The organism is Pontibacter qinzhouensis (assembly GCF_008017455.1).
GTDB classification, from domain to species: domain Bacteria; phylum Bacteroidota; class Bacteroidia; order Cytophagales; family Hymenobacteraceae; genus Pontibacter; species Pontibacter qinzhouensis.
The window spans coordinates 20,872-43,781 of record NZ_VRTY01000036.1 but is presented as its reverse complement, the minus strand read 5'-3'; the positions used below and the strand labels follow the sequence as shown (position 1 = coordinate 43,781).

11 protein-coding genes are annotated in these 22,910 nt (G+C 46.6%); all 11 read left to right on the top strand.

The window, feature by feature from the left end:
• The first annotated feature begins 40 nt into the window (after positions 1–40).
• The 11 genes from FVR03_RS11105 to FVR03_RS11055 all read left to right on the top strand — a co-directional run bounded on the left by FVR03_RS11105 (position 41) and on the right by FVR03_RS11055 (position 22,747).
• Positions 41–1,420: an MFS transporter gene (locus FVR03_RS11105; RefSeq protein WP_147921823.1), complete on the top strand. Its 1,380-nt coding sequence runs from the start codon at positions 41–43 to the stop codon at positions 1,418–1,420.
• Between the two features lie 257 nt (positions 1,421–1,677).
• The gene (locus FVR03_RS11100; RefSeq protein WP_147921822.1) at positions 1,678–4,515 is read left to right on the top strand and encodes an alpha-amylase family glycosyl hydrolase; all 2,838 of its coding nucleotides are present in this window, start codon (positions 1,678–1,680) and stop codon (positions 4,513–4,515) included.
• A 204-nt stretch (positions 4,516–4,719) separates the two neighbouring features.
• Positions 4,720–7,512 (top strand): hybrid sensor histidine kinase/response regulator transcription factor, encoded by a 2,793-nt coding sequence (locus FVR03_RS11095; RefSeq protein WP_147921821.1) that lies wholly within the window; start codon positions 4,720–4,722, stop codon positions 7,510–7,512.
• Positions 7,513–8,542: 1,030 nt separating this feature from the next.
• Positions 8,543–9,910 (top strand): sugar porter family MFS transporter, encoded by a 1,368-nt coding sequence (locus FVR03_RS11090; RefSeq protein ID WP_147921820.1) that lies wholly within the window; start codon positions 8,543–8,545, stop codon positions 9,908–9,910.
• Between the two features lie 89 nt (positions 9,911–9,999).
• Entirely contained in the window at positions 10,000–10,947 is a 948-nt protein-coding gene (locus tag FVR03_RS11085) for a carbohydrate kinase family protein (protein WP_147921819.1), read from the top strand.
• Positions 10,948–11,013: 66 nt separating this feature from the next.
• On the top strand, positions 11,014–14,094 hold the full coding sequence (locus FVR03_RS11080; RefSeq protein ID WP_187270130.1) for a SusC/RagA family TonB-linked outer membrane protein: 3,081 nt from the start codon (positions 11,014–11,016) through the stop codon (positions 14,092–14,094).
• A gap of 23 nt (positions 14,095–14,117) precedes the next feature.
• Positions 14,118–15,815 carry a RagB/SusD family nutrient uptake outer membrane protein gene (locus FVR03_RS11075; RefSeq protein WP_147921817.1) on the top strand — a complete coding sequence of 566 codons (1,698 nt, stop codon included), beginning with the start codon at positions 14,118–14,120 and terminating at the stop codon, positions 15,813–15,815.
• Between the two features lie 81 nt (positions 15,816–15,896).
• Positions 15,897–17,858: a glycoside hydrolase family 32 protein gene (locus tag FVR03_RS11070; RefSeq protein ID WP_147921816.1), complete on the top strand. Its 1,962-nt coding sequence runs from the start codon at positions 15,897–15,899 to the stop codon at positions 17,856–17,858.
• Positions 17,859–18,043: 185 nt separating this feature from the next.
• A complete protein-coding gene (locus tag FVR03_RS11065) occupies positions 18,044–19,444 on the top strand; it encodes a DUF4960 domain-containing protein (protein ID WP_187270129.1) in 1,401 nt (466 codons plus the stop codon).
• A gap of 369 nt (positions 19,445–19,813) precedes the next feature.
• Complete coding sequence (locus FVR03_RS11060; protein WP_147921814.1) at positions 19,814–21,388, top strand: glycoside hydrolase family 32 protein; 1,575 nt, start codon at positions 19,814–19,816, stop codon at positions 21,386–21,388.
• Between the two features lie 78 nt (positions 21,389–21,466).
• A complete protein-coding gene (locus FVR03_RS11055; RefSeq protein WP_147921813.1) occupies positions 21,467–22,747 on the top strand; it encodes a serine hydrolase domain-containing protein in 1,281 nt (426 codons plus the stop codon).
• The last annotated feature ends 163 nt before the right edge of the window (positions 22,748–22,910 follow it).

Here is a 22,910-nt window from a genome sequence, read left to right as displayed (position 1 = left end):
GCCACAGCCGGTGCCTCTTCACCAGCTTTTCATCATCACCATGCCAAAATTACTACACAAGCCAAAACTGTCGTTTTTCCAGATATGGAACATGAGTTTTGGTTTTCTGGGGATACAGTTCGGGTTTGCGCTGCAAAACAGCAACGCCTCCCGCATTCTTCAGACCTTTGGGGCAGACGTAGAGAGCCTGTCTTTGTTTTGGTTGGCTGCTCCCATAACGGGTATGGTGGTGCAACCTATTATTGGCCACTACAGCGATCGCACCTGGACCGGGCTTGGCAGGCGCAGGCCTTATATTATGGCAGGAGCTGTTATGGCAGGCCTTTCTTTGCTGTTTATGCCTAATGCCGAGGTACTGGCCTACCTGCTTCCCCCGATTTTGGTGGGTGCAGGTATGCTCATGATTATGGATGCCTCTATGAATGTGGCCATGGAACCCTTCAGAGCGCTGGTAGCCGAAACCTTGCCCGACAAACAACGCAGCTTCGGTTTTTCCATTCAGACTTTTTTAATCGGGCTGGGAGCGGTTATTGGTTCGTGGCTACCGTACTTTTTTGCCGAATTCCTGGGAATATCCAAAACTGCCGCCGAAGGCCAGGTGCCTGCCAATGTTATTTACTCGTTTTATGTAGGAGCATTTTTTATGCTGGGCACCGTGGCCTGGACGGTTTTTACTACCAAGGAATATGCGCCCAAAGAGTACGAGAAATTTTATCCGCCCGAAGTGTTGGAAGAAGAAGGCAGAGGCCTGTCCAGTATTTTCAAAGACTTCAGGAACATGCCGCCTACCATGATACAGCTGGGGGTGGTGCAGTTCTTTTCGTGGTTCGCTCTGTTTTCGATGTGGGTGTTTACCACTCCTGCTATTGCCCAGCATATTTACCAGGTGCCTCCCGGCGACACTTCTTCTGAACTCTATGCCGATGCCGGCAACTGGGTGGGCATTCTGTTTGGTATCTACAATGGGGTTTCGGCTATTTACGCCTTGTTACTGCCGGCCATTGCCAGGGCTACCACACGCAAAATTACCCATGCCTTCTCGCTGGTTTGCGGTGGAGTAGGCCTGCTGTCGATCTTTTTCATTACAGACCCCTTGTACCTGGTGCTGTCCATGATCGGGATCGGGCTTGCCTGGGGGAGTATTTTGGCTATGCCTTACGCTATTTTATCAGGTTCTTTACCTCCTAAAAAAATGGGCGTGTACATGGGCATTTTCAACTTCTTCATCACATTTCCGCAAATTGTAAACGGGCTGTTTGGTGGAGTGCTGGTAACGCGTGTGTTCGGAGGAGAAGCTATTTATGCCATCGTCATAGCGGGCATATTTATGCTGCTTTCGGCTACAGCCGTCATGTTTGTAAACGACGAAGACCGCCCTTACAGCCTGATGTTCCCCTGGAGCAAACGAGACAACCTGTAGCAGAAGGTACCCTTGACCCAATTTGTGCTAAAATGCTTCTGAAGGCCTATTTTATTTGAATAATTGCTGATTATTTGTTTTGGAGATGTGAAGATTTGGAAATTTGAAGATGGAGCATGAAAACACAAATCAACTCTTTACTAATTTAAAAGTCTTGTGTCTTGCATCCTATGTTTTGTGTCTTTAAAAAGCCTCCCGGGTCGGGCAATGAAAATGGATGAATTAGATTAAACACCACACATGTAACCTCAATCATTATGAAAAACATCTACATTCAGCTTTTAAAGAACAAGCATTTGTTCAGCCTGGTGCTGTTGCTTCTGGCAGGATATCACCAGCTGCTGGCCCAGGCAGTTACCACAGTGCCAGCTTTCCCGACAGCAGATCAGGAAGTGACCATTATAGTGGATCTGAAACAGGCAACTGACACACGAGCGGCCGGATTGCTTGGCAAAACTTCTGATGTATATTTATGGGCTGGAGCAGGAACCACTGCGGAAGGAGGGGCTTTCGAATTCACTCCCGCTGGCCAAACCACCTGGACCGTGCCATTCGAACCAGGTCGTATGACTTCGCTGGGCAACGACCGGTGGGAGATAAAGCTGGTGCCCAGAACCTACTTTGGTGTGCCAGCCGATAAACCCATTGTAAAGCTGGGGCTGCTCCTGAAAAACGGAAATGGCAGCGCCCAAACCGAAGACTTTATTATTCCTATTTATACCAATGCCTTACAAGTGGTGTTTGAGAATCCCACTCAAGCTTCTTTCTTTACTGAAGCCAACACCACCATTCCCATAAAGGCCACAGCCTCTGCACCAGCCGATATGACGCTTCGGGTAGATAATGTAGTAGTTAAAACAGAGCAGCAGAAAACGGTGCTGGAGTACAACTTAAACGCAGGTACACAGTCTGGCGTGCGCAGGCGTGTAGACATAGAGGCAAAAGCTGGTACAGAAACGGCTACACAAACTTTTTACTTCACGGTTAAACCTGTGCCAGCTGTAGCCGACCTGCCGACAGGAAATCAGGATGGTATTAATTATCTGAGTTCGGAGAAGGTGCTCCTGTCGTTTTTTGCTCCTCATAAAAGCTTTGTCTATGTAATTGGTGAGTTCAACAACTGGACACCTACAGCAGACTACCTTTTGCACCGCACTCCCGATGGCAACCGCTACTGGATCGAACTGGATAACATGCCTCCGGGGCAGGAAGTTGCTTACCAATACCTGGTAGACGGTACTCTGGCGGTGGCAGATCCTTACGCCGACAAAATCCTGGACCCAAACAACGATCAGTATATCCCGGCAGCAACATATCCAGGCCTGAAAGCTTATCCTGCCGGTGCAACAGGCATCGTGTCGGTGCTGCAAACTAACCAGGTGCCTTATAACTGGCGTATCCAGAATTTTGAGCGGCCTGACCCAACCAACATGGTGGTGTATGAGCTGCTGGTGCGCGATTTTGTGGCCACCCGCAACTACAAAACCCTAGCAGATACGCTTACTTACCTCAAGCGCCTGGGCGTAAACGCTATTGAGCTGATGCCTGTAAACGAGTTCTCCGGCAACGACTCCTGGGGCTATAACCCAATTTTCTATTTTGCGCCAGATAAGGCCTACGGCACAAAAAACGACCTGAAAGCCTTTATTGACAAGTGCCACGAGTACGGCATGGCCGTTATTCTGGACATGGTGCTGAACCAGGCTGATTATGAATTTCCGTATGTAAAACTTTACTGGGATGGCTCCAGACCAGCCGCCAACAGCCCTTATTTTAACCAGGAAGCCACGCACCCCTTTAATGTTTTTTTTGACTTTAACCACGAAAGCGAAGCCACCAAAAGGCTGGTGCAGCGGGTAAACCAATATTGGATAGAAGAATATAATATTGACGGTTACCGGTTCGACCTTTCCAAAGGATTTACGCAGAAGAACAGCGGGGGCAATGTGAGCACCTGGAGCGCCTACGATGCCAGCCGGGTAGCCACCTGGAAAAGGATTTACAACGAAATCCGCTCCTACGACGCTACCGCCTACGTGATGCTGGAGCACTTTGCCGATAACCAGGAAGAGAAGGAACTGGCTGATTATGGCATGCTTTTCTGGGGCAACCACAACCACGATTACCGAAACCTTGCCAAGGGCATTCAGGCAAATCCTAACTGGATTTCGTATAAACAGCGCAACTGGAACCAACCTCATGTGGTTGGCTACCTGGAGAGCCACGACGAGGAGCGTCTGCTGTATGATGTGTTGCAGGCTGGCCGATCGGAGGGTGGCTATAATACCCGTAACCTCAACACTGCTCTGAACCGTTCTAAACTGGCGACTGCCTTTTTCCTGCCCGTACCGGGGCCAAAGCTTATCTGGCAATTCGGGGAGCTTGGCTACGATGTTGCCATCAATTTTAACGGGCGTACCGGCGAAAAGCCCATCCGTTGGGAGTACCAGCAAGACCCGGAGCGGCAAAAACTATACAACGTGTATGCCGCTCTCATTAATCTGAAACTTACGGAACCAGCCTTTCAAACCTCCGATTTTACACTCGACTTTGGCAATGTAGTAAAGCGGATTACCCTAAGGCATGAGACCATGGACGTACACATACTCGGCAACTTCGATACAAAATTGCAGAGCCCGAACGCAAACTTCCCGAAAGCTGGTATGTGGTACGATTATTTTACGGGCGAAGAAATATTCTTTACCAACACAGCCGAACGACTAAACCTGCAGCCCGGGGAGTTCCGCCTGTTTACAACAGTAAAATTGCCAGCACCACTACCAAACCTGCTGCCGTGGCAGCAACTGGTGCTCTCCGCGGAAGAAGCTACTGCTGCAGACAAACAGGTGCTGGTGTACCCTAACCCGGCCAGGAATACAGCTTTAGTAGAAGTAACCGGAGCTTACCGTGGTGCCGTGGAAATGAAACTAACAGACAATACCGGCAGAGTGCTAAGAACAGTGCGTGCCACAAAACACAACCAAACGCTTCAGCAACCTTTAAGCCTGCAAAACATGGCCGGAGGTATTTACTTTCTGCAGATAGAGAAAGGAACTGAGCGAACAGTACTTAAAATGGTAAAGCTTGAGGATTAAAAATTTAGAAAACTGGATTTAATTTCTGTTATAACATGCTTGCCTTTTATAGCCTGCATTAGGCATTTTGATTATATAAACATAAAAAACCTTTACTTATACCTTGCTTAAACGATTAAAATAACTAACACTTGTTTTGAATTATGAAGGATAAACCGTAGATTCGAGTTTCAGATAGTAACTCCTGTTGATTGGTTACTTAAAATGGCTCATTCGTTTAAACTTCTGACTTTCGTACTGCTGCTGTTTCTGGTAGCCCTGCCTGGCTGTGGTCCGGCCGGGGAGGAGAAGGCGTTTGTCATCGGGTTTTCGCAATGTACCGAAGGAGATGCCTGGCGTAAAGCCATGCACGAGGAAATGGAGCGGGAGGCTTCTTTTTACCCCGAGTTGAGCCTCCAAATAAAAGATGGCAAAAACAGCAGCGTCACGCAGATAAAGCATATCAGGGAATTTATAGACCAGGGAGTTGACCTGCTCATTGTTTCGCCGAACGAGGCGGAGCCCATTACACCTGTGGTAGAGGAAGCCTTTAGTAAAGGTATTCCGGTAATCGTGGTCGACAGAAAAACCAGTTCTTCCATGTACACGGCTTATGTGGGTGCCAATAATTACCAGATCGGGAAGCTGGCTGGCGAATACGTAGCCAAGCTCCTCAACGGCAAGGGTAGAATTATAGAGGTCTGGGGCCTTCGGGGATCTTCTCCGGCCATTGAGCGCCATAACAGCTTTGTAGATGCCATAGCAGCTTATCCAGACATAGAAATAGTAGCCGAGGTCAGCGGAGAGTGGGAGAAGGAAGTGGCAAAAGAGCGTTTCCCGGCTGTGTTCAACCAGCAAAAAGACGTTGACCTGATATTTGCCCACAACGATGTGATGGCACTTGGTGCATACGAAAGCCTGCAGAACAGGAGCGTACAACAGCAGCTGAAGTTTATCGGTTTCGATGGCCTGGGTGGTCCTAACGGCGGATTACAGTTTGTGCAGGATGGCATTCTGGATGCCACCTTTCTGTACCCGACCGGAGGCGAGGAAATTATACAACTGGCGCACGATATCCTGCACAACAAACCTTTCAAAAAAGACAATATACTGAATACCACGGTTATTGATGACCGCAATGTGCACATCATGAAACAGCAGTCGGACAAGATTCTGGCGCAGGAAAAAAATATTGAGCGGCAGCAACAAAAGCTGTACGAGCAGATTCAGCTATTCAATAACCAGCGCACGCTCTCCTATGTTCTGCTGGCAAGCCTGGTGGTAAGCATTATTATGGGTGCCGTGGCGCTCCTTTCTTTAAGTGCGAAAAAAGAGGCCAACAAAGAGCTGCTTGCTAAGAACAACGAAGTTATGCAGCAGCGGAACGAGGTCGCCCTGATGGCCAGAAAGGCAGACAAGGCCACAGAGGCAAAACTGAGATTCTTCACCAATGTCTCGCATGAATTCCGCACGCCGCTCACCCTGATCTTAGGACCTGTGGAGGATGCCTTGCATAGCCCTGTTTCCGCTGATCTGAAAAAGGATATGCAGTTGGTAAAGCAGAATGCCATACGGCTGCTTCGGCTGGTTAACCAACTGATGGATTTCAGCAAAGTAGATAACAGGAAAATGAAGCTCCAGGCTGCAGAGGCAGATCTGGTTGCATTCGTAAAAGACATCACGAACTCCTTCGACAGGCTGGCCCGCAAGCGCAACATCAGCTTCAGGTTCAGAACAAAGTTACATGAACTGCCCGTTTTTTTCGATGCCGATAAGCTCGATAAGATTCTGTTTAACCTGCTTTCAAACGCGTTTAAATTTACAAGCGACGGTGGAACGATAGCTGTTGGCTTGCAGGTAGAGGACAGGTATGAAAAAGTAATCATTACTGTGGAAGACAATGGAAAAGGTATGTCGCCGGCACATGCGGCACACGCATTCGACAGGTTTCATACAGGAGAGGACTCCAGTAATCTGGGCACAGGCTTAGGGCTGGCGCTTTCTGAAGAATTCGTGAAACTGCATCATGGCGACATCTCGGTGGTGAGCGAAGAGTGGAAAGGCACTAAATTCATCATTAGTTTGCCACTGGGTAAAGAGCACTTAACAGAAGACGAACTGCTGACAGATGCCGGCAAAAATGCCATTGAGCTGATACCAGGCGTGATGGATGCGGAGCAGCAGGTTGTAAGCTCTGAATCGGCTGAGGTAGTAGAAGATGCCCGTCTGAAAGAGCACACTATCCTGCTGATAGAAGACAACAAAGAGCTGCGGGAGTTCCTGAAAAGCCGGTTAGCGAAAGATTTTAACGTAGCAGAAGCTCCGAACGGCACAGTTGGTTTGCAGCAGGCTTTCGAGAAAGTACCTGATCTGGTGATCTGCGATGTGATGCTTCCAAAGCAGAATGGCCTGGAGATAACAGCTGCCTTAAAAAACGACCTCAGAACGTCTCATATTCCTGTTATTCTGCTCACGGCCAAAGATACAGTAGAGTACAAAATAGAAGGCATCCAATCCGGGGCCGACCTTTACGTCACAAAGCCTTTTAGCTACCTGTACCTGTTTGAAAGAGTGAAGGGCCTGCTAAAGAACCGGGCTCTCCTGAAGGAACATTACAGCAGCGAGATATCGGTAGAAACCAAAGTGGCCTCCCCGCCAAAACAGCTGGACAAGAAATTCATGAACGAGGTAATGGCCGTGGTGGAGAAGAACCTTTCGAACCCCGACCTCAACGCCAACAGCATTGCTGCCAGCTTGGGCATGTCTAAAGTGCAGGTATACCGAAAAATGAAGGCGCTGCTAGGCTATTCTGTGAATGACTATGTAAACAACATGCGGTTGAAGAGAGCCCGGCACCTGCTGCTGCACAGCGATAAGAATATTTCTGAAATAGCCTATGAGGTTGGCTTTTCTTCGCCAGCTTATTTCTCCACAGCCTTCAAAAACCACTTCGAGATGAGCCCTTCCGATTTCAAAACTACCCGTTCATCCCGTGAGGGCAGCAATGTGACCATGTAATAACCAAACCCTCGTCTGCCAAAGCCTTATTTTCCTCCGGAAGGCCTTTTTCATTAGAATAATTGCTTTAAATGGGTTCCTATACCTAATCGCACGGGTGTACGACAAAGTGCACAATTTTCAACTGAAAATAGTTTTAGAGAAGTTCTGCTTCCACAACATCAGAAGCAGAAAATGCCTCCGGAAGGGCATTTTCATTAGAATAATTGCTCCCAAACCAGTGAGGCAAAATTCAATAAGATTTAGTGCACTTTGTCGTACACCTAATCGCACAAGCCTCTTTCCCTACCTACATTTATTTTTCTGTCATCTTGCAAAGATCTTGTGGGCGAGAACCATACATGAAGCGAAAAGAGAAGATGATGAGCAAATGCCAAGGAAGAGCTTTCAAAAGAGCTGGTATAATTCATTCACTCACCTTCAAATTTCCAAATCAACCATTGAGCCATTCAACAATCAACAATCAGCAATCAAATTATTCTAATGAAAATGGCCTTCCGGAAGGTTTCGGCAGCGATTGGTGTCTAGGGGCCTGATCAGTCGCAAGGGCTGAGGCTATCGTTGGCTGAACCTTAATTTAAAGGATTTTCATGATTTACACGATTTAAGATTATTCTACATGAAACAGCTCTTCGTATAGCCCTCTTCTAAATCTTCACATTCCTAAATCAACCATTAAACCATTTAGCAATTATCTAATTAGTCTATCCCGGCATGTGCTGCGATCTTCGGTTTTTTCCGTTCCGCCAATATATAGGCAACAGCAGTATTTCATACGAATGTTCTTTAGCGAATAGATTTAGTAAAATAACACACGTTAGTAAGTGTTTTATGTCAAAAATTTGAAAGCGTGATACGATTTCGAAAGCCATCTGAAAAAAAAATTTACTTTATTATGCCTTAAAAAGACGTTTTAAGCACCTTTTTGGCCGTAAAATGAGCCGGATCAATTTCCTGAATTTATTGAATCAATTCTGAAACAAGAATCTTCTGATCGCAACTAGTTTTGATAAAAAAACAACACGTTGCGATGAATGAGAGAAGAATTTTATTTTGGTCGGTAACAGTAGCCTTGGGAGGTTTCCTGTTTGGGTTCGATACTGCTGTAATTTCCGGGGCGGAGCAGGCTATTCAGGAAGTATGGCAATTAGATGTATTTCAACATGGATTTACTGTATCTATTGCGCTTATAGGCACCGTGCTGGGCGCCTTGTTCGGAGGCATACCATCCGACAGGTTTGGCCGGAAGAACACGCTGTTCTGGATCGGCGTAATCTATCTTATATCTGCTGTGGGCTCGGCCCTGGCCACAGACTGGTATTCCTTTTTGTTTTTCCGGTTTATCGGAGGTTTAGGAGTGGGGGCCTCCTCTGTGGCGGCACCTATGTATATAAGCGAGGTTGCCCCGGCCAAAAAGAGAGGCAGCATGGTCGCCATGTTCCAGTTTAATGTAGTGCTGGGCATTCTTATCGCTTATTTATCTAATTACCTGTTACAAGATAGTGGCCCGAATGCCTGGCGCTGGATGCTAGGGGTGGAAGGCTTCCCGGCAGCCATATTTATAGGCCTGATGTTGCTGGTACCGGAGAGCCCAAGGTGGCTGATCGTGAAGCGAGGCGCTATAGAAAAAGCCCGGGGAGTGCTCATGCTGATTAACCCAGCTACGGCTGATGCTGAGACGAAAGCTATCATCGACTCGAAAACTTACGAACAGGCATCTCCTTCTAACAATAATCTTTTCTCAAAACAATACAGCGTTCCGGTAATGCTAGCCGTACTGTTTGCTGTTTTTAACCAGGTGTCGGGCATCAACGCTATTATCTACTATGCGCCCCGCATTTTCGAGATGACAGGCTTGGGCAAAGATGCCTCGCTGCTTTCTACCACTGGTATCGGGGTGGTGAACTTGATTTTTACACTGGTCGGGTTGAGTTTAATTGACCGTGTAGGGCGTAGAACACTGATGCTGTTTGGTTCTTTTGGCCTTATCGTAACTTTGGGATTGGTATCGTGGTCTTTTTACACTGAGCGGTTCAGCGGTATTATGGTGCCCATCTACCTGTTTGCCTACATTGCCTTCTTCGCCTTCTCGCAGGGAGCAGTTATCTGGGTGTTTATATCCGAGATTTTCCCGAACAGCGTCAGGGCCAGCGGACAGGCCTTGGGCAGCTTTACGCACTGGTTCATGGCAGCGGTCATCGCGTTTACCTTCCCCTACATTACTACAACGCTGGGCGGCGGAAACACTTTCCTCATCTTCACGATCATGATGGTACTGCAGCTATTATTTGTCTGGAAGATAATGCCGGAGACCAAAGGTGTAAGACTGGAAGATATCGGGCATCAAACAGTAAAAAAAGATATGGCCGATCTGGTGGAGACATCCAAACTATACTAACAGGAGCGCAGGAGGAGGAAAAGCTACCGCAACTGGCAGGAATTCAGAATAAAAAGAAAGTGCGATAATCAACCCAAATTTAACAAAGCATGACACAGCATATAATTTGTTTCGGAGAGACTTTATGGGATATACTCCCAACCGGCAAGATGCCTGGTGGCGCCCCCATGAATGTGGCCATCCACTTATCCTACAACGGTTTTACACCCAGCATTATCAGCCGGGTAGGAAACGACGACCTGGGGAAAGAACTGCTGACGTTCCTGAAGTCGAAACAGATCCCGACTAACCGGATACAACAGGGAGAAACGCACCTGACCGGCGTAGTGAAAGCCAATATTTCAGACAAGAACGAGGTTACCTACAAAATCGTGGAGCCTGTAGCCTGGGATTATATTCAGTACGACGAGCAGGTGGCAGAGCTAGTAAGGCAGAGCGATGTTTTTATTTTCGGCAGCCTGGCCGCCCGCAACACAGTAACCCGCGATACTCTGCTCCGGTACCTGCCCCTGGCCAAACTGAAAATTTTTGATGTGAACCTGCGCCCCCCGCATTACAACCAGGATTTATTGAAAACCTTGCTGCACCAGGCCGACATCGTGAAGATGAATCATCAGGAGCTGGAAGAGATCATTAGTTGGTATGATATAACAGGGGATGAACAGCAGCAGATGAGCTTTGTGAAAAAGGAGTTCAAGCTACAGTTACTGATCGTGACACGGGGCGAAAACGGGGCCGCAGTACTAACTGGCCAGGGCTATGCAGAACACCCCGGTTACATAGTTGAGGTACAAGACACTATTGGTAGCGGCGATGCTTTCCTGGCTACCTTCCTGACAAACTTTCTTAGACTGCTACCCATACCTAAGGCGTTGGAAAGAGCCTGCCTGTTGGGAGCCTTCGTAGCCACACAACATGGCGCCACACCCACATACGATCCACAGGAAGTGGAGGAGAAAATGGCAGACCTTTTCCATCTTGAGCCAAACCAAACTGCAACAGATTTGGAAAATAAAAGAGGAAGAGCCCTGGAATGAACGTCAGGCCAGGAATGGGAGCACTAAGAAGCAATAAATCAAAAGGGTTACATAAATAACTTAATCATGAAGAAACAACTATTAATACTATTCCTCTGCTTTGTAAGCTTACAATCATTTGTAAGCAAAGCCCAGCAGAGCACGGTTGGAGGAAAAGTAGTCGATTCCAAGACAAATGATCCTTTACCAGGTGTAAATATCGGGGTGAAGGGCACCTCCAGAGGAACGGCCACTGATATTGATGGCAATTTCAGCTTGCAGGCTGCTGCAGATGAGGTGCTGGTTATATCCTACCTCGGGTACATTTCTAAAGAAGTGCCGATAGGTAACCGGGCAACTATAACTGTTACACTGGAAGAAAACCGGTTGACTCTGGATGAGGTTGTGGTGACAGGCTACCAGACAGAACGCAAAAAAGACCTTACCGGCGCTGTGAGTGTAGTAGATGTGGAAGATATGAACCGACAGGCCGTTGCTAACCCCATAAAAGGCTTGCAGGGCAGAGTGGCTGGTATGTACATTACAGGTAATGGGTCTCCAAGTGCCCCTGCCACTGTCCGGATTCGCGGTATAGGTACACTTAACAATAACGATCCGCTCTACATCATCGATGGTGTACCTACCAAAGCCGGAATGCATGAACTCAACCCTGCCGACATAGAATCATTGCAGGTTTTGAAAGATGCCTCGGCTACCAGTATCTATGGTTCCAGAGCAGCCAACGGTGTAATTATCATTACAACCAGGCGCGGGAAAACAGGCAAAACCCAGGTAAATGCGAATGCCTATACTTCGGTATCCTCATTTACCACCCGTACCAGGATGCTCGATACCGAAGGGTACGGGAAAGCCTTATGGCAGTCAAACATCAACAATGGAACAGACCCTAACGCAAACAGCGTGCAATATATGTTCGACTGGGGCGTGGATCCTCAGACTGGGACCCCGGTGTTGAACAAAGTGCTGGTTCCGGAGTACCTGGATGCCAACAGAACCATGAAATCCTCTAATACAGATTGGTTCGATGAAATATCCCGGACCGGGGTTATTCAGAACTATGATGTTTCGCTGTCGAACGGTACAGAAAATGGCAGCTATCTCCTGTCAATAGGGTATTTCGATAACAAAGGCGTAATCAAAACTTCCGAGTTCAACCGTTTATCTGCACGCCTGAATTCAGATTACAAGTTCTTTAATGGCAAAGTAACAGTAGGGCAAAATCTGAGCCTGACTAAATCTGCGGAAGTTGGGGCAGGTCCTATGAATGAAGCAATGCAGGCTTTACCGATTCTTCCGGTTAGAACAGTGGATGGTGAAGGCTGGGGCGGCCCGGTTGGTGGTATGAACGACCGCCAGAACCCTGTTCGTTTGCTGGAAGATAATAAGCATAACAACTATGATTTTATGCGTGTGTTCGGTAACTTTTTTGCTGATGTGTCTCTCTATAAAGGATTGACCTTCCGCTCAAACTTTGGGGTGGACTATGGAAATTACACGCATAGAAGATATCGGAAAGCCTACCAGTCCGGATACCTGAACAACCCGGTAAACAGGCTGGAGTCTAACCAGAGCCACAGCGTAAAGACAACCTGGACGAACACCTTGAACTACAGCCTTGTATCTGGAAACCATCGCCTGGACGCTGTAGCCGGTACGGAACTCTACCGCGATAATTTAACGAGCTTCTGGGCCTCAAGAGAGAATTTTGTGCTCGAAGATGATGCTTTTATGTACCTCGACGCAGGCACAGGCATTAAAGACAACGGTGGCAGTGGCGCAAAACACATGCTGTTGTCTTATTTCGGAAAGGCCAATTATTCTTTCGCCGACAAATACCTGCTTTCTGCCACAATCCGATACGATGGCTCTTCCCGTTTCGGCCAGAATAACCGTTTTGGTACTTTTCCTGCCTTTTCTGCCGGTTGGAGATTAAGCGAAGAAGCCTTTATAAAGGACAATACCTCCTTTTTCAACGATCTGAAACTGCGCTTCGGCTGGGGCATGACAGGTAACCAGGAGATAGACAATAACGCCATTTACAACCTGTATGTAACTGATTATGCCGGAACTTCCTATGATATAAATGGTAATAAAAGTGGCGTTTTACCATCAGGATTTAAACTTATTCAGAATGCGAACCCGAACCTCCGCTGGGAAGCAAGCACCATGAGTAATTTAGGTCTGGATTTCGAAATCCTGAATCAGAGGCTATATGGTAGTGCTGAAGTCTATGTAAGAAAAACTTCTGATATCCTTTTATTGCCTCCTTATATCGGCACCTTAGGGGAAGGAGGTAACCAGTGGGTAAATGGTGCCTCCATGCAAAACAAAGGTTTTGAACTAACCTTAGGGCACCGCACGCAGATCAGTAACGACCTATCCATTGACCTGAATGCCAACTTTGATATGTACCGCAACAAAATAACCCACCTGCCTGCCGAAGTGGTAAATGCCTACGGTGGAGATGGCAGAGGTCAGAATATCCTGGGTCGCCCTATCAACTCCTTTTTTGGCTATGTAGCAGACGGGCTATTCCGCAGCGAAGCAGAAGTGGATGCACATGCCACTCAACCAGGTAAGGCCTTAGGCAGGATCAGGTATAAAGATTTAACGGGTGATGGAATAGTAGATGATTTTGACCGCACCTGGATCGGTACGCCGCACCCGGACTTCACCTACGGGTTCAATACCTCAGTCCGCTACAAAGCGTTTGACTTAAACCTGTTCTTACAAGGAGTTTCTGGAATAGATGTGGTAAACAATTTTAAATATGCCACAGACTTCTGGAGTGTATCAGAAACAGGATCGAACAAAGGCGCACGCTTACTGGATGCCTGGTCTCCGTCTAACCTTACTTCTGATATCCCGATGATCTCTCTGGTAGACAACAACTTTGAGTCGCGCTTCTCCACTTACTTTATCGAGAAAGGTTCTTATTTGAAGCTGCGCAACGCACAGTTGGGCTACACATTGCCAGCACAGCTCACAGGTAAAGTTGGCCTCCAGTCCTTGCGGGTATATGTTGGCGGAGACAACCTGGGAATCCTGCTGAAAAGCAAATCATTCACAGGTATAGATCCGGAAAACCCGGGCTTTGGCTATCCGAACCCGCTTGTACTGACCACAGGTGTTAATATCAGACTATAATTAGGAATTGTAACAGCGCATATATGAAAAAGATTATAGCAATTATGGTTGGAGCACTTTTGTTTGGCTCCTCCTGTTCCGATATGTTGGATGTAGATCCAAGAGGTGTGTTAAATGAAGATCAGATTCGTACGCCCCAGGATGCCGAAGGATTTGTGATCGCCGCTTACTCACAGTTAGGCAACGACGAAATAAACAGGGCATTCAGCCTGTGGCCGTATGGCAACGTGCGTGCCGACGATGCCTACAAAGGAGGCCGGGACCCGGGCGATGGACAGGGCTTCCATTTTATAGAAACTTTCGGCAACACCAGGCCAGATATGTGGGAACTGGATGGCATCTGGTTTCAGACTTATATTGGCGTGAGGAGGGCCAACGACGGTTTGCGCATCATGAATAATTTTACAGAGGAGCAATTTCCTCAGCTCAATGCCAGAAAAGCTGAATTAAGATTCCTGCGTGCCCACTTCTATTTTGTGCTGAAGATCCTTTTTAAGCGCATCCCTTACATGGACGAAAATGTGCTGGCAGAAGATTATAAGTTTGTCACGAACGTGGAGTTTACAAGCGATGAACTCTGGGAAAAAATAGCGCAGGATTTTGAATTTGCCGCCGCCAATCTTCCGCTAAGTCAGCAGCAGGTAGGTCGTGCCAACCAGGTAGCAGCCAATGCTTACCTGGCCAAGACGAGGTTATACCAGGCATACGAACAAAATGATCAGCACGCGGTTGTTACCATTAATACACAGCGCTTACAGCAGGTAATTGAAGCAGCAGACAAAGTAATTGCCTCTAATTATGATTTACAGCCCGATTTTGCCAATAATTTTCTGCCAGGCCCTTTTGAAAATGGCGTAGAGTCCATCTTTGCCGTGCAGTTCTCCACCAACGATGGTGTGGGCAGAGGACGCCTGAACCATGGCGACATGCTCACGGTGCCGCAGGGCCTGGGTTGCTGCGATTTTCAGAAGCCTTCCCAAAACCTCGTGAACGCTTACCAGACCACTTCGCAGGGGGTGCCCCTGTTTGATACCTTTAACGAATCGAACGTTGATTTTGCCCAGCATACCCTGGATCCCCGCTTAGACCACACCGTGGCCCGCCCGGGTAACCCCTGGAAATATGACACAGACCGGATCTTTACTGAAAGTTGGAGCCGTACGCCGCAGATCTATGGTTACTATAATTCCTTAAAAGAAAATGTGTCGCCAGATGATGAAGGCTTTGTGAATGTTGATCCGTTCTACGGGAACACAAAACCGAGAATTCTGCTACGTTATGCCGATGTGCTGCTGTTTAAGGCAGAAGCCTTGATAGAGTTGGGTCGCCAGGAAGAGGCACTTCCTCTGATTAATGAGATCCGTAACCGGGCAGCAGCCAGTACCAACAGGCTGAAGAATGAAGCAGGAGCTTTCCTGGCCAATTACGATGTAAGGCCTTATGAGCCTGGGGTAAACATTGCCTGGACGCAGGAGAATGCACGCAAAGCCCTGCGTTTTGAGCGTAGACTTGAGATGGCCCTGGAGGGTAGCCGGTTTTTTGACCTTGTTCGGTGGGGCATAGCCGACCAGGTAATGAATGCTTACCTGGACAAAGAGAAAACCCGCCGGGAGTTTCTACGCGACGGCCACTTTACAAAAGGTAAACACGAATACTTACCGATTCCCCAGAACCAGATATTCTGGAGCGAGCAGCGGTACGTGCAAAATCTAAATTATTAAAATATCCTTTGGTTATAAAAGGCGGAGCTTCGCCTTTTATAACCATGCACAATTGTGGTTTAACGTTATTTAAAACGGCACATGAAACGATCGGTTCCTCTAGTATGGCTTGCTTTTGCCTTTTTGCTTCCTGCGTCATGCCTGCAGGCCCAGTATAATGAGAAATACAGGCCGCAGTTTCATTTCAGCCCTAAAAAAGGGTGGATTGGCGACCCCGACGGCTTGGTCTTTACAGACGGCAAATACCATCTTTTCTGGTGGGGGCATGCCGTTTCAGAAGATTTGGTCCACTGGAAAGAATTGCCACATCCCATGAAAGGTGACGACGGCTCATTCTCTTATTTTTCGGGGTCAGTGGTGGTAGATAAGGAAAATACTGCCGGGTTTGGTGAGAAAAGCATGATCGCTGTGTATACCAAACATTTCAGAGGAGATTCACTGCCCGAGACGCAGGCACTTTCTGTAAGTAATGATGGCATTAACTTCTATTATTATGAGAATAACCCTGTCTTAGACATTGGTAAATTTTTTTTCAGGGACCCGCAGGTGTTTTGGTACGCGCCCGAACAAAAGTGGGTCATGGTTGTGTCTCTTCCCGACATCCAGAAAATCCACATCTACGAATCGAAGAATATGAAAGACTGGAAATACCTGAGCGAGTTTGGCTCTTTGGGTGCTCAGAATTCTTTCTGGGAGTGCCCGGATCTTTTTGAACTTCCGGTAGATGGTGATACTACTAACAAAAAGTGGGTCATGCTGATCGGACGCGGGCCAAACAGAGTACAGTATTTTATAGGCGATTTTGATGGAAAAGAGTTCAGGGCAGACGAAGCAACCGCCGCCTACCTGGTAGACGGAAAGGGGCTAAAGGGAAATTTGTTTGCCGGCTTTGATGAAACCAGCTATGGAAAATGGAAAAGCTCCGGAACTGCGTTTGGAAATGCACCTACAACGCCTGATTCTGTCGGTCATCATCTCAGGAGAGGGTATGCCAGCTCTTTACAGAAAACGAAGGCTAAAGGCACACTTACTTCTCCAACGTTCAAAATTACCCAGCGTGCCATTAACTTTTTAGTGGCAGGTGGTAATCATCCGGGCAAAACATGTATCAACTTACTGGTTGATGGCAAGGTGGTTAGAACAACTACCGGAGACAATAGCGCTGTTTTAAAATGGAACGGTTGGGATGTGCAGGACCTGAAAGGCAAAAAGGCGACAATTAAGATTATAGATGATGATGACGGAGATGATTGGGGATATATAGCTGTTGATCATCTCCTGTTTTCAGATGTTCTTCAAAACCAGGAGCTGGAGCATGCTTTGTGGCTGGATTACGGCCCCGATTTTTATGCAGCCAGAACATGGCGCGATGTGGATCAGGTAAGTGCCCGCACAACAATGCTCGGTTGGATGGGAAACTGGGATTATGCCAGAGATGTGCCTACCACATGGGGTAAAGGATTTGAATCAGTTCCAAGGGAAATTGCCATAAAGTCATTTGCGGAAGGTAACCGGATTGTTCAAAAACCTGTTCCTGAATTGCAGAAACTTCGGAAAGAAGTTTACCAGTTCTCAGACAAATCAATTACAGGAACAGAAAAGGTGTCAGCATTCAGCCCTGCTAAAAATGTGTATGAGTTAGATGTTGTTTTCGATACACGTTCATCAGCAACATTCGGACTTAATCTGCTGGCCGGGAATAACAGGAAGCTGATTGTTTCTTACGATCCTACAACCTCAAATCTGAGTGTGGATAGAACCCAGTGTACATACTTTACTTCAAACCCTGATTTTAATAAAGCTTTTGCCACTAAAATGCATGCTGTTGTTGAACCTGAAAACAACCAGCTCAGGCTGCATATTCTTGTAGACCAGTCTTCTGTTGAAATCTTTACAAACCAGGGAAAAGTTGTACTGAGCGCTTTGACCTTTCCGGGAGAACAGCAGACAGGCATAGAACTGTTTTCCAAAAACGGCAATGCCAGATTAGTGGAGTTTAAGGCTTGGGAGTTAACATCTATTTGGAAAGAGCATGAAAATTAGGAAACACGGCATTTGTACTAAATAACAGTCAGCATTGTTTGTCGAGTCTGAACCAAATTATTCTAATGAAAAAGGCCTTTCAGATACCATTTTGATCCTTTATGACTTTGGTTAAAACACGACAATCTATCATTTATGAAGCATTTATACTATTGAAAATAAAAAATATAAAAGGAGACTTGATTATGCAACGTAATTTTATTGTGAATGCCAGGAAGATCAGCTTCGGTCTTATCCTTACCATGCTGATGGCGATGTTCTCTTGCCAGGAAGCATTCGACAATCCGGATTTTATAGTGAATGTGCCGGTAAGCATAGAATCATTCAAAATTCATGAGGTGGAGGGTGTAATCAACCAGAATACCGGCGAGGTTCAGGTAACGCTTCCTTACGGCAGCAATATTTCGGCCGTAACACCTGCTATAACACTTCCTGAAGGAGCCAGTATTACACCGGCAGTTGGTACTGCTGATTTTAGACGTGTAGTGGAGTATACCGTTATTAACGGGAACCTGTACAAAAAATACAGAGTAAGGGCGCAGGTGTTGCAGCCGATTCTGCGGTTTGCGATCGATGGTGTAAATGGCTCCATTGATAACGCAAACAGAACGATTTCGCTGGCGCTGCCTGCTGAGGCTGATCTTACAGCCTTACAGCCAGAGATCGAATTATCTGCAGGCGTAACTATTAATCCGGCATCTGGAGAAACAGTAGATTTTTCGGAGCCAGTTGTTTTTACCGTTAGTGCAGGCAGCACGAGTGCAAATTATACCGTTACGGTTAGCAAACAAGCTGCGGGCCTTACCATTGCTTACCTGAGTACGGCAGCCAACAGGGCAGCCATAAGTAATGCTGATGAGAAAGAGGCGGCAGATTGGTTGTTCAATAAATTCTCGGATGTCTCTTTCGTTTCTTTTCAGGATGTGGCAGGCGGCAAGAGCCTGAGTGAGTATGCCGTTATCTGGTGGCACCATGATGCTGCAGCAGATCTTCCGGCCATGGCACTGGATGCCCGAGTTGTAAACGCATTGAAGGCATACCGTGCTGCAGGCGGGAATTTATTTCTCACAACCTTTGCTACACGTTATGTAGAGGCACTTGGCATCGTTCCGCAGGGCAAAGGACCAAACAATGTTTTCGGAGACTTTCTGCCCAACGGCTTTGTTGAGAGGGATAATTCCTGGGGTATATCCTTCCGGGGTAACGAAGGTCACCCGATATTCCAGGGATTAGAAACCTTCGAAACCGGCAAAGCCTATTTGCTGGAGAAGGGCACATTCAGGTTAAATCATACCGCCTGGTGGTTCGTAAATGAATGGGGAGGCTATGGCGACGGTGCCGGCTGGAGGCAACAAACAGGAGGAATAAACCTGGCAAGCGAATCCTGGGATGACCATCTGAATGGCCGTGTAGGAATTGCTGAGTTTCCTGGCAGTTCTACCGATGGTAATGCGGTTATTATAGCTTTCGGAGCTTACGATTGGTTTAATGAGCCGGATGCCAGCGGAAATCCAAGCCAGTCGAATGGCTATAAGCATAATATTGAGCGATTAACAGAAAACGCCATTCGGTATTTAGGTGAATAAGGAGCTTCGCCAAATTAGAAATGTTAAAACATGTGCTTTCATGATAGAAGCAATTTCCTCTGATTATAATTGGTAGTTGCTAATATTGCCGGGTTTGGAACAACAGCCATTAGGAGGCGAAAATACCTCTGGAAGGCCTTTTTCATTAGAATAATTTGTTCCTGACCCGGCACATACTGCTTTCTGTTACACTAAGTGCATTCCAGTAAGTTGTATCGAGTTGAAAAGCAATTATTTGAATGAAAATGCCCTTCAGAAGAATTTCTGCCAGAATGTTGCCAAGGGTGTACCCAATATATTTTATTGACATGTACTTAACATACAAAACATTACGGATACATGGTATCAGCATATTACTAAGATATAAAGATGATTAAATTGAAAAAGAGTTGGGCAGTAGTAGCTGCTTCTTTAGGGCTAATTGCCTGTAGTTGCAGTAAAGAAAATCCGGAAACAAATGGTCCTTCTATACCAGATTCTACAAATGATAAAGTAATAGGTATTTATCCGGCACCGCCATCTGGTTGGATGGGCACTACCAACCCGTACAATACAACAGGTTGGGTAGGCGACATCATGCCTTATTTTGATAATGGCAAATTTCACATTTTCTTTCTGCACGATGCTCAGAACAAACCTGCCGGGCAGGGTTTTCATGCCATCCATAAATTTGAGAGTTCCAACCTGGTAGATTTTACCTACGGTGGGGAGATGATCCCGTTTGGTACGGCTTCTCAACCTGATTTTGCCATCGGCACCGGCTCCACCATAAAAGTAGGCGATACCTACTACATGTATTATACCGGCCACAACGGCAATGCCTCCTTTCTGCAAAGTAACCCGCGTGAGAGCGTGCTCTATGCTACCAGTAAAGACCTGAAAACCTGGACCAAAAATAACTCTTTTATCTTAACGGCCCCTCCCGGGTATTATAACTTCGATTTCAGAGACCCGCATGTTTTCTTTAATAGTGAAAAAAATGAGTATTGGATGCTGCAAAGCACACAAACCGAGAGCCGGAAAGCAGTCGTGTTGCTTTTCACCTCAAAAAATCCGGCCTTAAACGATTGGGCGGTGCAGGGCCCTCTGTATACAACCACTGATGAGGAAAGCTACCTGATGATGGAGTGCGCCGATATATTTAAAATGGGAAACCACTGGTACATGTTTTTCTCCGAAAACTGGGGGATAAAGGGAACGCACTACCGCATAGCCGATTCCTCGGAAGGCCCCTGGCGAACTCCTGCTCATGATATGCTCGACGGGGAGTTTTTCTATGCCGCAAAAACAGCCACCGATGGTAACAAACGATATGCTTTCGGATGGACAGCCAGAAGGTTGCCTGAAAACGACAATGGTAACAAAGAATGGGCCGGCAATATGGTGATTCATGAACTTACGCAGGCGGCAGACGGCACGTTGGGTGTTAAAATTCCGGACGCTGTTACTGGTATCTTTAAAAAAGAGATAGCGCTTCAGATGCAAAATACTGCGGGTGCTGTAGCGGCAAATGGAAACTCGTATCAGCTTAATGGCAGTGGTTCAGAAGCTCTTTCTACGTTCAGACCAATCAATGGCTCAAGAATGATTCAGGCAAAACTAAAAACTGACAATAATACAGGTACCACTGGCTTTATTTTTAACGCTGATAATCCTGCTGAACAATCCTATAAAATTGTATTTGAACCACAGCATGCACGGGTGGCAGCCTATCATATAGCAGGTGGGAATCCCCGCGAAATAACCCGGGTACCATTTGATTTTAAGGCTAATACGGTCTATGATGTTAAAGTTGTTATGGATGGTACCCTCTGTGTGGTGTATATAGACGGCAAAGCAGCGCTGAGTAACCGCATTTATGGAATGCCCGGCAAGCAGTGGGGAATTTTTGCCAATGGAACGCAAAGTATATTCAGCGATTTAAGTTTGTCTGGTCCGGAGTAGTACGGCTATTTGCAAAAGAGCAGAAGGAGATTCGGAGTTGGAAGGAAAGAAATTAACAAAGTTAAAATACTCGAAACCATGAGAAAAAAATTGAACCTGGCAGTACTTGTTTTTTGCATAACAGCATTTGTTTATGAGCTAGCTCTGGCACAGGTCAAAAAAACTGCTGCACCTGCTTCAGTTAAGATTTCTGCTGAGAGGCTACAGCATATTGACCAGCTTCTACAGGCAAATATCGACAGCGGCTGGATTAAGCAGGCAACAGGTCTGATAGTGCATAACGGGAAAATTATCTATAATAAGTCCTTCAACCAGGCTCATAGTGGTTCTAAAGCAGCAGGCTCTAAAACAATCTTTCGCATCGCGTCGCAGACAAAACCCATTACCAGTGTGGCTGCCATGCAATTGGTCGAAGCCGGAAAGCTCTCCTTGCATGACCCCATCTCCAAATACCTTCCCGAATTTGCTGATGCTGTTGTGTTAAATCAGTTTAATGCAACAGACAGCTCTTACACAACAGTACCGGCAAAGCGCCCAATTACAATCCGCGACCTGCTGACGCATACAGCAGGCATAGAATATGCCGGTCCGGGAGACTCAAAGTTAAGCGCTGTGTATGCCAGGGCAGGGCTTCCTTCTGAACTGGTAACAGATCGGGCAGCTTTTAAAAGTAAAATACTCAACAAACTGGCCACATTGCCTCTGGCACATCAGCCGGGAGAAAAATTTACGTACGGGTTCAGCACCGATATACTGGGTTGTATTATAGAAGCAGTTTCCGGCAAAACACTTGATGCGTACTTTTCTGCATACATTTTCGAGCCGCTTGGCATGGACGACACCTATTTTTACCTGCCGGTTAATAAACAGGCACAATTGGCGGAAATTCAAACCGAAAACGCCCAACAGCTTTCCATAGACTGGAAGTACGATTCTTTTATTGCAGTAGATTTTCCGAAGGCAAGCGGAACATTCTATGCTGGCGGAGAAGGAATAAGCACTACCACTCATGATTATGCCAAATTCCTGCAGATGCTATTAAACGGCGGCACCTACAATGGCAAGCGCATCCTGTCAGGGAAAAGTGTTGAACTGATGACCCAGAACCAGATCGGTGATCTGGCACTGGATGGCGATAAATTCGGATTAGGCTTTATGGTCACCACATTACATGGGAAACAGCATCATTTTGGCCTACCGGAAGGGGCTTATACCTGGGGAGGTTTCTTTGGAACCAACTCCTGGGTTGATCCAAAAAACCAGCTCATTTCGGTGCTTTTCCTGCAACAATGGCCCATCAGTCACTCCGAAATTCACGATAAGTTCAAGGTACTGGTTTACCAGGCTTTGGAACACTAAGTACAATCAAGTAAACCTTGTCGGCAGTAAGCACCAAAACCCTCTGGAAGGGTGTTTTCATTAGAATAATTTGATTTGTTGATTGTTAGTTGTTGATTGTTAATTGTTTAATGGTTGGTTTGGAGATGTAGGTATTGACCTCACAGCGTTTTCCAGACCAGTG

Coding starts and splice junctions, on each gene's coding strand:
- FVR03_RS11105 (WP_147921823.1), top strand. CDS start 41: ATGCCAAAATTACTACACAAGCCAAAACTGTCGTTTTTCCAGATATGG.
- FVR03_RS11100 (WP_147921822.1), top strand. CDS start 1,678: ATGAAAAACATCTACATTCAGCTTTTAAAGAACAAGCATTTGTTCAGC.
- FVR03_RS11095 (WP_147921821.1), top strand. CDS start 4,720: ATGGCTCATTCGTTTAAACTTCTGACTTTCGTACTGCTGCTGTTTCTG.
- FVR03_RS11090 (WP_147921820.1), top strand. CDS start 8,543: ATGAATGAGAGAAGAATTTTATTTTGGTCGGTAACAGTAGCCTTGGGA.
- FVR03_RS11085 (WP_147921819.1), top strand. CDS start 10,000: ATGACACAGCATATAATTTGTTTCGGAGAGACTTTATGGGATATACTC.
- FVR03_RS11080 (WP_187270130.1), top strand. CDS start 11,014: ATGAAGAAACAACTATTAATACTATTCCTCTGCTTTGTAAGCTTACAA.
- FVR03_RS11075 (WP_147921817.1), top strand. CDS start 14,118: ATGAAAAAGATTATAGCAATTATGGTTGGAGCACTTTTGTTTGGCTCC.
- FVR03_RS11070 (WP_147921816.1), top strand. CDS start 15,897: ATGAAACGATCGGTTCCTCTAGTATGGCTTGCTTTTGCCTTTTTGCTT.
- FVR03_RS11065 (WP_187270129.1), top strand. CDS start 18,044: ATGCAACGTAATTTTATTGTGAATGCCAGGAAGATCAGCTTCGGTCTT.
- FVR03_RS11060 (WP_147921814.1), top strand. CDS start 19,814: ATGATTAAATTGAAAAAGAGTTGGGCAGTAGTAGCTGCTTCTTTAGGG.
- FVR03_RS11055 (WP_147921813.1), top strand. CDS start 21,467: ATGAGAAAAAAATTGAACCTGGCAGTACTTGTTTTTTGCATAACAGCA.